This is a genomic window from Pollutimonas bauzanensis, assembly GCF_040393045.1.
Classification (GTDB): domain Bacteria; phylum Pseudomonadota; class Gammaproteobacteria; order Burkholderiales; family Burkholderiaceae_B; genus Pollutimonas; species Pollutimonas bauzanensis_A.
In genome coordinates this window covers 1-11,575 of sequence record NZ_JBEBUX010000127.1, presented here as the reverse complement: position 1 = coordinate 11,575, position 11,575 = coordinate 1, and the positions used below count along the sequence as shown (strand labels likewise).

General features: G+C 55.4%; 11 protein-coding genes. 10 read left to right on the top strand and 1 reads right to left on the bottom strand.

Annotation, left to right across the window (positions count from 1 at the left end; all coding sequences use genetic code 11):
- The first annotated feature begins 150 nt into the window (after positions 1-150).
- The gene (locus ABWO67_RS16270; RefSeq protein ID WP_353153403.1) at positions 151-1,632 is read left to right on the top strand and encodes an MFS transporter; all 1,482 of its coding nucleotides are present in this window, start codon (positions 151-153) and stop codon (positions 1,630-1,632) included.
- 58 nt (positions 1,633-1,690) lie between these two features.
- Here the strand turns inward: ABWO67_RS16270 and ABWO67_RS16265 are convergent, their stop codons facing one another.
- Positions 1,691-4,006: a mechanosensitive ion channel domain-containing protein gene (locus tag ABWO67_RS16265; RefSeq protein WP_353153401.1), complete on the bottom strand. Its 2,316-nt coding sequence runs from the start codon at positions 4,004-4,006 to the stop codon at positions 1,691-1,693.
- A 226-nt stretch (positions 4,007-4,232) separates the two neighbouring features.
- Here ABWO67_RS16265 and ABWO67_RS16260 point away from each other — a divergent pair, with 226 nt between their 5' ends.
- The 9 genes from ABWO67_RS16260 to ABWO67_RS16220 all read left to right on the top strand — a co-directional run bounded on the left by ABWO67_RS16260 (position 4,233) and on the right by ABWO67_RS16220 (position 11,421).
- The gene (locus ABWO67_RS16260) at positions 4,233-4,889 is read left to right on the top strand and encodes an HAD family hydrolase (RefSeq protein ID WP_353153399.1); all 657 of its coding nucleotides are present in this window, start codon (positions 4,233-4,235) and stop codon (positions 4,887-4,889) included.
- Positions 4,890-5,017: 128 nt separating this feature from the next.
- The gene (locus ABWO67_RS16255; protein ID WP_353153397.1) at positions 5,018-5,206 is read left to right on the top strand and encodes a hypothetical protein; all 189 of its coding nucleotides are present in this window, start codon (positions 5,018-5,020) and stop codon (positions 5,204-5,206) included.
- Positions 5,203-6,732 carry a CHAD domain-containing protein gene (locus tag ABWO67_RS16250; RefSeq protein ID WP_353153395.1) on the top strand — a complete coding sequence of 510 codons (1,530 nt, stop codon included), beginning with the start codon at positions 5,203-5,205 and terminating at the stop codon, positions 6,730-6,732. Before ABWO67_RS16255 ends, ABWO67_RS16250 begins: the two co-directional genes overlap by 4 nt.
- Positions 6,729-7,484 (top strand): ParA family protein, encoded by a 756-nt coding sequence (locus ABWO67_RS16245; protein ID WP_353153393.1) that lies wholly within the window; start codon positions 6,729-6,731, stop codon positions 7,482-7,484. Before ABWO67_RS16250 ends, ABWO67_RS16245 begins: the two co-directional genes overlap by 4 nt.
- Positions 7,481-8,338: an NAD-dependent epimerase/dehydratase family protein gene (locus tag ABWO67_RS16240; protein WP_353153391.1), complete on the top strand. Its 858-nt coding sequence runs from the start codon at positions 7,481-7,483 to the stop codon at positions 8,336-8,338. The genes ABWO67_RS16245 and ABWO67_RS16240 overlap by 4 nt, the downstream gene beginning before the upstream one ends.
- A gap of 168 nt (positions 8,339-8,506) precedes the next feature.
- Positions 8,507-9,175: a 7-cyano-7-deazaguanine/7-aminomethyl-7-deazaguanine transporter gene (locus ABWO67_RS16235; RefSeq protein ID WP_353153389.1), complete on the top strand. Its 669-nt coding sequence runs from the start codon at positions 8,507-8,509 to the stop codon at positions 9,173-9,175.
- A gap of 159 nt (positions 9,176-9,334) precedes the next feature.
- A complete protein-coding gene (locus tag ABWO67_RS16230) occupies positions 9,335-9,799 on the top strand; it encodes a hypothetical protein (RefSeq protein ID WP_353153387.1) in 465 nt (154 codons plus the stop codon).
- 234 nt (positions 9,800-10,033) lie between these two features.
- Positions 10,034-10,591, top strand: a complete 558-nt coding sequence (locus ABWO67_RS16225; RefSeq protein ID WP_353153385.1) for a transglycosylase SLT domain-containing protein — start codon at positions 10,034-10,036, stop codon at positions 10,589-10,591.
- A 149-nt stretch (positions 10,592-10,740) separates the two neighbouring features.
- Positions 10,741-11,421: a peptidoglycan DD-metalloendopeptidase family protein gene (locus tag ABWO67_RS16220; RefSeq protein WP_353153383.1), complete on the top strand. Its 681-nt coding sequence runs from the start codon at positions 10,741-10,743 to the stop codon at positions 11,419-11,421.
- The last annotated feature ends 154 nt before the right edge of the window (positions 11,422-11,575 follow it).

Below are 11,575 nucleotides of genomic sequence, written 5' to 3'. Positions count from 1 at the left end.
CGACCCGCTCGTCTTATCTGCAATGGTTGGGGGGGAACTATTGAGGAAACTGACCTTAATAACTCCATATGAGTTACAACAGGCACAAATCCCCAGGTCTAGGCATCGTGCCGAAAGGCCCCGCAAGAATCATGTGCCGGAATCCAATCGATGAATCAACGTGTTAACCCTGTTACTGCCGAAAAGAAGAGGAGTTTGCACAGCGAACAGGGTGCGGCGCGTTGGCGAATACTGACCGTCATATTGGTGGCGCTCTTCATGTCGCTCGTTGGCGTGAGCATCGTCAATGTCGCTCTTCCATCCATACAGAATGGGCTCCACGCCTCACAATCAGATATCCAATGGGTACTTTCAGGCTACGCACTGACGTTTGGCGTTGTTCTGGTTAGCGCCGGACGTGCAGGCGACATCATGGGGCGTGGGGGGCTCTTCCTCATTGGAACGGCCATTTTCACTGTATCTTCGGTCGCAGCCGGCTTAGCCCCGGATGCCACTTGGCTAAACGGCGCGCGCTTCTTACAGGGACTAGGCTCGGGACTGCTAAGCCCACAGGGCATCGGCATGATCCAGCAGTATTTCCGGGGAGCTGAACGCGGTCGAGCATTTGGCTATCTGGGTACCGTGGTCGGTTTCTCAGTCGCAATCGGACCTGTGCTCGGTGGGCTTCTAATCGAACTGGGTGGACCCGACATGGGTTGGCGGCTGACTTTCCTGGTCAATGTTCCCATCGGACTCACGACGATTATTCTGGGCTTGCTCTGGTTTCCTCGCCCTCTGATCGGCCATACCGGAAACCCTGCACAACCGCCATCACTCCGAAATAGTAGTATTCTGCGCTCGCTGGATCCGATCGGCGCGGGTCTGCTCGGCCTTGCGGTGCTCGCCGTCCTTTTTCCGTTCATGGAATCCCGCAGTTCGCCCTTGACGTGGATGCTATTGCCAGCAGGCCTTCTGCTGGCATATATGTGGGTCAAGTGGGAGCGCCGCTACGCTCGCCTGGGCGGTAGCCCCATGGTCGATCTGGATATTTTCTCCATCTCGAGTTTTACCAATGGAACCCTGATCATGACGCTGTACTTTCTAGGCATGACCAGCGTCTGGGTGCTGGTGGCGCTCTACGTACAGATGGGTACGGGCAAAACAGCATTTGAGGCGGGGCTATTTGGTGTGCCGGCGGCGCTGCTTTCAGCCTACGCAGCCACCTGGGCTGGTAAACGGGTTCTACTCTATGGCCGCAGGATCGTCATCTACGGCCTTTTACTGGCGCTACTCGGCCTGGCACTGAGCGTACTGGTTGCCTTTTTGCATGAAAAAGGCATGGCCAGCGTGTGGTGGCTATTGTTGACGCTGTCATTCATTGGCCTGGCACAAGGCTCTGTCATCAGCCCGAACCAAGCGCTGACACTGGCCGATGTGCCGCTGGCCCACGCAGGCAGCTCGGGCGCCATCATGCAGACAGGCCAGCGTATCGGAACCTCAATAGGCATCGCCGTGATCACCGCCGCCACCTTTGCATCCCTCGATGCCTCGTCGTCGTGGGCGATCGCCGTCATGGTTGGCTTTGGCGTGATCTCCCTTGTGGTCGTCCTGACATTGATGGTGGCTATCAAAGATCTGTATGACCGCGGATAAACCGGTTACGAAGCGTAAACCAATCATCTTTAACGAGCCATGGCTTAAGCCGCTATCGTCAACTCTTAGCAGGCGGCGCCTGGCCGGCCATCTGGCCAAACGCATCGACTGTACGCACATCCACAGGCGCGGCGTTGCCATCCTTGTCCCGCCCGAAATGCAGAACGGTTTGCGGATAAGGTAATTCAATACCGGCAGCATCGAAGTATTTTTTCACCAGACGGTTGAAACCGCGCTGCACCGCCCATTGCATGCCCGGCCTTGTCTTGATCAGCACGCGTATCGTAAAGCCACGCTCATTCAGGGCGGTCACGCCAGGAATGGATATATCTTCCATGATCTCGGGAGCCAGCTCCAGGTCCTGCTTCAGTTCGGCGAAAGCCAGTTCCAGCTGGGCAATGGCTTCGTCCACGCTTTCGCGATGGCCTATGTTGTATTCACCATAGTGATAGCCGTAATCGCGAGTGTGGTTGGTTACCCTGTCTATGGTGGAAAATGGAATCAGGTGATAACCGCCATCCAGCGTCCTGATTACCACCGACCGTATGCTGATTTTTTCCACCGTGCCAAACAGACCTACCACTTCGACGATGTCATTCTGGTTCATACCGTTTTCCAGTTGTATGAAAATACCGGTAATGACATCCTGAACCAATTTCTGAGCGCCAAAACCAATGGCCAGCCCAGCCACCCCAGCCCCTGCGATCAGCGGGCCGATATTAATACCTATCTGCGATAGCACCACCAATACCGTCATGGTCGAGATAATCACCGACGCGGCGCTGCGAAACAGCATCAGCAAAGTTTTTTCACGTTCCGTAGGCTTGTTCGTTCCGATGGAAACACCCAGCCTATGCTCGATAATGCTGGCCAGGACCGTCCAGGTCAAGGCTGCAATCAGCAGTATGATGCCCACATGAATGAGGGTATTAACGGCCCTTTTCCCCTGAGCCGACCCCACCCAACCGACCAGATCGAACACCTTCCAGGCATCCAGCACGACCAAGGTCACCACGACCAGTATCAATAAGCGCAAGCACTTGAGAAAAGCTGGCACATAGGCATTGATCCGGACTTCCAGCAGAGGCAAAGCCCTGCGCCAATTATCGGGCAAGGCAATGTGGCGGGCCAGCACCGAAGACAGTAGCGCCGCCAGCAGCGTCCCAATCAAAATGGCCGCTACCGATTGCACGGTGGCATGGGCCATGAAATCAAGGGCATTTTTCTGATCGGCCTGGCTGACGACAAACAAGACCGTCAAGTACGCCAGCACCGCCCAATGCCATATTCGAGCAAGTATTCGTATCAGCGTGCCAAATACCGGCGCAGAAGAATGTTGGGCGTGCTCAAGCAGACCGGCGCTTACCTGATGACGGTTTTGCCAGACCACGGAAACAGCGTACAAATAAACCATAGCCATCAGCACCAGCCCCAACAACTGGCCTACCCCTTCGGTCAGCAACGCCTGAACCACGGGCACCACAAGCAGCAAACTGTAGCCGGTAATCGTAATCAGAACGATGAGCCAGCGATTCCAGTAGCTGGCTGCCTGGGCCGACAGCGGCAACAAACGCAGCTTCTCGTACCGGGTTGCAAAAATCCCCCGGGAAATTGCCTTAACGGCCTCCACCAACACAAAGGCGGTCAGAAACTGCATGGCAAACAAAGAGACGGCCGTGCCGCGCGGGGTAAATCCAATCACAACAGCGTACGCCGCCAGCGCCGCCAGCACGGTTGCGGCAATATCGATGGCGAAAGCAAGGATAACCGCCACCAGCTTGCGTCCCAGCGTCAATGAGCCCAGCTTGCCCAAACGCTTGCGGCTTGCGGTACCTGCCCCTTCCATATTACCGGTGCTGCGGGATCGCTTGCCATCATCACGCATGATCCAGTCGTTTAGACGCCCAAATGCGTAGCCGGCTACCAAACGCAGAATGAAATAGGCAATCAATACCGAAACCATCGCAATGCCCAGGCTGATCGCCGCCGACTGCCATTGGTCTGCCCTGGCCCCCGGCAATGGCTGGCCTGTAACCAGCGCCTTTAACACCTGCCAGGTTTCAGCAATATCGCCCTGCAGGCCAGTGGCAAACATCTGGAGTTCGCCAGGAATGCTGCTGTCTGGCTCCGCCTGAGCCGGCGTTGCCGAGTCGGGGTTGTCAGCCGCCGTCCGGTCTGTTGGCGCTGTGGCGGGATCTGGCTGCGCAGCTAGCGTACGTAATTGCCCAACCAACTGTTCGCGCGTTTGCGGATTCTCCAGAAGGTCGGCAAGAGCCGCATAAGAAGGACCTCCCGACGACGCAGCTGTGGCGGCCTGCTGCGCGTGGCCCGTCGATACTGAAAACCATAAAAGCGCCGAACACAATATCGCCATTGCGCCCCGCTTTATCAGACTGCCATTCAAATGGTTGTGTGCCGTAGCAATAATCAAACTCTTCGCCCCCATTTACAGAAATCGATTGAAAAGCAAAAGCGGCGTGCTATTGCATGCCGCTGATTGCTAAAAGGGTAACATCCGACTATTAGCGGCGGCCAGAATAACGTGACACAACATCGTCATTTGCATTCTGACTGCACAAAACCGTAACGAGGTGATCATCTTGAAATTCGATGCTGTTTTATTTGATTGCGATGGCGTGCTGGTCGACAGCGAACCAATTACCAATGGCGTACTGCGCGACATGCTTGAGGAAGAAGGCTGGTCGCTGAGCGCCGAAGAATGCCTGCGTATCTTCATTGGCAAGGCGGTCAAGGACGAAGCGGCACGCATCAGCCGGCATACCGGCAAGCCAGTGACCGAGGGCTGGCTGGCCGGTTTTCGCGAGCGTCGCAATCAGCAGCTTGAGGCTCACCTGACAGCGATCCCGCATATCCATGATGCCGTCAAAGCCGTCCATCAGGCCACAGACGGGCGTATCGCCTGCGCTTCGGGCGCCGACCGCGGCAAGGTCGAACTGCAATTGCGCAAGGTAGATTTGCATCCTTATTTCGATGGGCGCATTTTCAGCGGATATGAGATGCCGCGCAGCAAGCCCGCCCCCGATGTCTATCTGGCTGCTGCGGCCGCGCTGTCTGTTGATCCGCGTGCCTGCGCTGTGATCGAAGATACCGTGACCGGTATCACTGCGGGCGTAGCGGCCGGCGCCACGGTGCTGGCCTATGCCCCGTTCGAGCAGGAACAAGTACTGCGTGACGCGGGTGCTTCGCATGTGTTCACCAGCATGCGGGACCTGGCTGATTTGCTGCGTACGCTTTAGCTATTACGTCGGTATCCCCAGGCATACCGACGCCTAAAAACCGCATCAGCGAATCCACACACACCGAATTGCGTTGACTGCCAAGATAACGTCATGAAACAATGACGTCATCAATACAAGTGAAAGACATGTCAAAAGAAAAGACCAGCGGTTCGAAGGCGGGTGCTGACGACAAAAAAAACACCTCTTTGCGGCTTGATAAAAAGACGCTAAAAGCGCTAAAAATACGTGCTATCGAAGAGGATACCAGTGTGCAAAAAATAATCGAGACGCTGATCGAAGCGTATTTATGCAAACCCACGAAGAAACAGGGATGACAGTACCTAGAATCGATTGCTACTACCTGCCGCTTGCCGCGGTAAGCCGCTTAGCGACACTGCCCGTCGGCAAGCTTACCCCTGTTCTGGTAGGCGACGCCAACGTTGCGTCCTTCACCGCGCTCGACAGCTTCGATCAATTTTTACGCCGCTCGAATCGCATGCTTCTAGAGGTCAATACGTCATTCGAGCTGCTAAGCGATGACAGTCTGCCACTGTCGCAAACGGTAAAAGGTAAAGTACGGTTTGTCAGCGATTTGCCAAACGGCCCGGTCAAGCGGGCGCTGGCCGGCCTTTCCCCACTACGCAGCCTGCAGCCTGTAGGATCAGGCGAAAGGCACCAGGCCACGCTGGCGTTTGTAGACGACAACGGGAAAACGCACTGTCGAGCCCATTTGATGCAAGCCACCACGCAACAAGGCCTTGCAGCTGCCTGGGTCGCGCTGCAAGAGATAAAAGGCTACGGCGAATCGCTAAACGCATTGCGCGAACATATCAGGGGCTTAGGCGGCACCACCTTCCGCTGCGACGGCCTTTACGAGCAGCTTTTTCCCACGCATGCTGCCTACAATGCCAAACCGAAAATCATCATTGCCAGTGACGAAACTGCTTTCGACGCTGCAAACAGAATCATATCAACCTATATTCCAATCTTGCGTGCGTGCGAGCATGGCATTATCGCGGATCACGATACCGAATTCCTGCATGACTATCGCATTCGATTGCGCAAGATCCGTTCGGTCCTGAGCCTGTTCAAAGGTGTCTACGATGACGCCCAGACGGCCGACCTGAAAGCCCGGCTCTCCAGGCTGGCCGCACCCACCGGGCGTTTGCGGGATCTCGACGTTTATCTTCTAGGTAAGCAGGGATACTATGATCTCTTGCCGACAAGCCTGCACGGCGGCCTGGACACCCTGTTTGGCGTGTTCGCCGCACAGCGAATATCCGAAAAGGCCAAGCTGTCGCGTCACCTGCGCAGCCCAGCTTACCAACAAGAAATCACCTATCTCGCCAAACGCTATGCACGACCGCAGGGCATCAAGCGCGGCATGAACGCCGATCTTCCCGCGCACGACTATGCCTGTAGCCAGATCTGGAAGCGCTATCGCACAGTGTGCAAGGTCGCCGCCCGAATCAGCTCCCTCACGCCTGATGCCGAAATCCACCAGTTGCGTATCCACTGCAAGAAGCTGCGCTACCTGATGGAATTCTTCGCGCCGGTATTCCCGAAGCAGGCCTTCAAATCCCTGCTCAAACCCCTAAAGGGGTTGCAGGACAATCTAGGCTTGTTCAATGATTATTCCGTTCAGCAGGAAAGCCTGGGGGCGTTTCTGGTCATGCTCGGCAAAAAACGGCACGGCGAGGATCTGGAAGTTGCCCAAAGCATTGGCGCGCTGATCGCAGTGCTGCACAGCCATCAACTCGAAGAGCGCGCAAAGGTCGTGAAAAGCTTTGCGCAATTCAATCGCCCGAAAACACAACAGACATTCAATGAGCTCTTTCGACCGAGCAAGGACGACCTATGAAGATCATCGCCTGCTACTCAAATAAAGGGGGCGTTGGCAAGACAGCCGTTGCGGTTAATCTGGCCTACGCCTTGGCCGCAGCCGGCAAACGTACCTTGCTTTGCGACCTGGATCCCCAGGGCGCGTCGAGTTTCTATTTCCGAGTGAAACCGTCAAAGAAATTGATAGATGCCGCATTTTTCAAAGACGTTGAAAAATTCACCGACGCGATCCGGGGTAGTGACTACGACAACCTTGACATCCTGCCCGCCAACATGAGCTTTCGCGACTTCGACGTATTCCTGTCCCGAATGCGCGACAGCCGTTCCCGACTAAAAAAGGCATTAAAAAGTGTCAAAAAAGATTATGACGTGATCCTGCTTGATTGCCCGCCCAGCATCTCCACCCTTTCCGAAAACGTCTTTCGATGCGCCGATGCCGTTTTGGTGCCCGTCATTCCAACGACGCTCTCCCAACGTACTTTCGAACAGCTTATTGCGTTCTTCAAAGAGAACAAGCTTCCAATGCAAAAGCTGCATGGCTTTTTCTCTATGGTGCAAAGCGTCAAAACCTTGCATACCGAAACCATGGACACCATGCACACCACTCACAAGCGGCGCTTCCTGAAAACCCGAGTGCCATTTGCCTCCGATATCGAGCGCATGGGAATTCAGCGCGCCCCGGTCATAGCGACAGCGCCGAGCAGCGCTGCCAGCAAGGCCTACCAGGCGCTTGGCGAAGAGATCTCGAAGCGGCTTGCCAGGTCCTCGTGAATACGCTTTTGATGGTAGGTGGTGACCTGTGCGAGCGAACGGCACAATTATTGAACCCAGAGCATTGGGAGTGCATTGGACTACGGCGGCGCAGCATGCCGCCAACCCAGGACGGCACAATCCGCTGGTACAGAGCCGATATACAAAATCCGGCGAGCCTGCCTTTCCTAATGGATGACGATTTCCCCGAAATCACTCATATTTTGTACGCCCCATCTCCAGACAGCAGAACCCTGGAACACTACACCCAAGTCTATGCTCTTGGGTTCTTGAGACTGCTGTCCAGCCTGGCATTACGCCAGCCGGATCAGCTACAGCGCTGCATATTGGTGGGTTCTTCTGCGGTCTGGGGGCCCTCCGACGATACGGTGAACGAAAACACTCCCGTCCAGAATATGGATTTTCGCAGCGACGCATTACTGAGTGCGGAAGCCGCACTGCATGCTTGTCTACCACCGGGTATTGGGGTCGCGCTACGTCTATCCGGCTTGTACGGCCCCGAGCGGCTGCGCTTGATCAGTGGGTTGCGCGCCGGCAGAATTACGGCTCCTGACGGCCCTGGTCATTGGGCGAACCGAATACACATTGATGACGCAGCACGCGCCTGTGCGCATGTTCTGACCATGGCCAACCCTCAGCCGCTCTATATAGCAACAGACGATTTCCCTCTACCCACGGCCGAGCTGTATGACACACTGGCACAGCTGACAGGCAGCCCTGTGCCTACCCGGCAGCCACTGGCGCCCAGCGGCAAGCGCCTGTCGAACGCAAGACTGCGGGCTAGCGGCTGGGTGCCCGAGTGGCCGAATGCGCTGGAAGGATATGCGGCGTGCTTGACCGCGCCAGACGCGTAACTGACACCAGCATGCACAGCCAGGAGGACAAGCTTGAGTCAGCATACTCTCACTGGGATACCGCCTCTTGTCTCTGGGCATTTCTGCACAACAGGTAACTCAGCGTACAATACGCGCTCGCATTTCGTTCCATGGGTTCCCTAACCCCATCAGTCAAAAAGGCTCATCATGACTTCCACATCCGTCCCGCAATCGCGGGTATCGTTCTACCTCGCCTTGCTGGTAGCTTTCCATATCGTCATCATCATCTCCAGCAACTATCTTGTGCAGTTGCCCATCAACCTGTTCGGCTTTCATAGCACCTGGGGCGCCTTCAGCTTCCCATTTATTTTCCTGGCCACAGACCTGACCGTGCGCCTGATCGGCAAGGCCGGAGCGCGTAGCGTAATAGCGCGAGCCATGATACCGGCGCTCATCGCCTCCTACATCGTATCGGTGCTGTTTCATGAAGGCGGTTTCAAGGGCATTGCCGAATTGGGCGAGTTCAACAGCTTCGTGTTCCGCATCGCTTTTGCCAGCTTCGCCGCCTACGTGCTGGGTCAGTTGCTGGACGTGCAAGTATTCGACCGCATGCGCCGAAACTACGTACAGTGGTGGGTAGCGCCAGCGGCCGCCTCCGTCTTCGGGCAGGCGCTGGACACAGTCGCCTTCTTCGGCATTGCCTTCTGGCAAAGCAGCAATCCCTTCATGGCCGAAAACTGGGTGGAAATCGCCATCGTGGACTATGTCATCAAACTCGCTGTCAGCCTGCTTCTTTTCGTGCCGATGTACGGTGTTGCGCTGAATGCCATTATTCGCGTCATGAAACAGCGTGATGCCGTATTGGCCCAGGCGTGACCGCGCCCTGCCAATCCTAAGCCGTACGCTGCACGATCCCGCTGCGATTCTGTACTATATATAGTACGGATTACGTACAAATAAACCTGTCCGGAGGCTGCTTTTTCCGGGCATACCGTGCAATTGATGCATGCGCGGCCACTACGAAGGATCTGACTCTTGCCAATCGTAGCAGCACTGCTCATCATAGCCGCCGTTATCTATAGCGCCGTCATGCTGTATATGACGGTGGCGGCGGATTTTGGGCAGGCCGCCGGCGCAGCCGCCGTAGTATTGGCCGCCCTTCTCTTGGCCTTGTTCGTCAAGATGCTGATCAGTCGATATCGGACAATACATGGAGTCACTATCAAGGGGAAGCGCGTCCTGGCGATGAAGGATGCGTGGGGTCAAATCCATATCGACGCTATCCAAAAGCGCGGAGAACTACACCTGCACGGGAAGCCCGCCTATTTTATTTTTGCAGATATAGAAAGCGCGCAAGCTGTAGCTCACGGAAAAACGTGGACGCTTGAGCTGCGGCTTAACCATAATAGCCAGGCGCTTTGGATTATTCCCATGAGCAACGGCAAGCAGGCGCGCCGATGGGCAAAAATAATGACCCTTGCTGCTACGCAAGAGCTGTGAAGACTATTTATGCACAGCGCCTTTCATAGTCAAGCATGCTTAATCAAATTCGTTATATAGCGCACATCTGAACGACTGCGCCATGAACGAACTGAAACTGTCGGCACAAACGGTAAGATTGAGGCTTGAACGCTGACATGTTGAAAAATTTAGATGAAATCCGCCACAACCCACTGTCTTGCCAACTCACAACAAACACACCTGCTCCGTAAGTCGTTACGCGCGTCTGCCGCGATGATTGCGCTCCTGCTGGGTGCGGGCTGCGCAACTGTTCCTCCCAGCAATCCGGAAAATATCTGTGAAATCTTCCGCGAAAAATCCGGCTGGCATAAGGCATCAGTAAAAATGCAGGACAAGTGGGGGGTACCGCCGCCGGTGGCGCTGGCCATCGTCTACCAGGAGTCCAGTTTTCGGCACGACGCCCTCCCGCCACGGCACTATGTATTAGGGTTCATTCCTTGGGGCCGTGTCAGTTCGGCCTATGGCTATGCGCAAGCCAAGGACGAGACCTGGGATGACTATAAGCGCGAAACGGGCGGCTGGTTTGTCAGCCGCGACGACTTCAGCGACGCTCTGGATTTCATGGGTTGGTACATGAGCAAAGCCCAGCGCCTGAACGGCACATCCAAATGGGATGCGTACGGACAATATCTGAACTATCACGAGGGTTGGACTGGCTATCGCAACCGCAGTTATGACCGCAAGCCCTGGTTAAAAGGCGTGGCCAGCAAAGTACGAGGGCGCGCCGAGCGTTTCAGCGCCCAATATCGAAGCTGCAAAGACTCGCTCTGACACCGGAATGCGGAGCTGCTAACTACCGGCCCGACAGCGCATTATGATTAGGCCATCAGCCGTCGCTGTAGTATGGTTACCCCAACCTCATTTATATTCACTTTATTTATGCTCTGACCGCGATCCGGATGCGGGCATATTTCTCATTAATGCCATTACTAACACCTTCCACTTCGTTCCGCCTTTTTACTATCTTGATTTTGGCGGCCTTACTGGCCGCTTGCGGGACCACCAAACCGGTCAGCGAAGGCGAATATCGCGTCGCGAGAGGCGACACCCTGACTCAGATTGCCCGCAAACACGGACAAAGCGTTAGCTCGCTTAAGCGTTTAAACAACTTGAGTGACGTTGACAATCTTCGTGTCGGACAAGTCCTGAAGGTCAAGGGCGCCCCGGCTCCCGCCACTACCTCACCCTCGCGCCCTGCAACCGGCCCGTCGATTGCAGCACCACGGTCCATTAATCTGATCTGGCCTGCCACGGGCAAGTCGAGTCGGGGAACCTCACCGTCCAATAGCCAGGCCGTCTATATTGCAGGGGCTGCAGGTTCACCGATCAAAGCCGCCGCGAGCGGCAAAGTGGCTTATGCGGGCAATGGCTTACGTGGCTACGGCAACATGCTCATCGTCAATCACGATGCAAACTTTTTAAGCGTGTATGCCCATAACAAGGACTTGTTAGTCAAAGAAGGCGCCCAGGTCAAGCAGGGGCAAACCATTGCCACGATGGGCAATACGGGAAGCAGTGCTGTGAATTTGTACTTCGAGCTGCGCTACAACGGTAAAGCCGTCGATGCCCTTCGCTATTTACCTAAAACGTCTTCTCAGTAAGCCGCGCGCAAAAACGAGTCTGCCGCTCCGATCGTTATATTGGGACATCACCCATCGCGCGCCCACGCTGATTAAAGAGGGCGCCAAGTGTATAATCAGCAATGCTCCGGGGTGTGTTGCAGCCTGAAAAGGCGGGCACTGAGATGAATAGAAC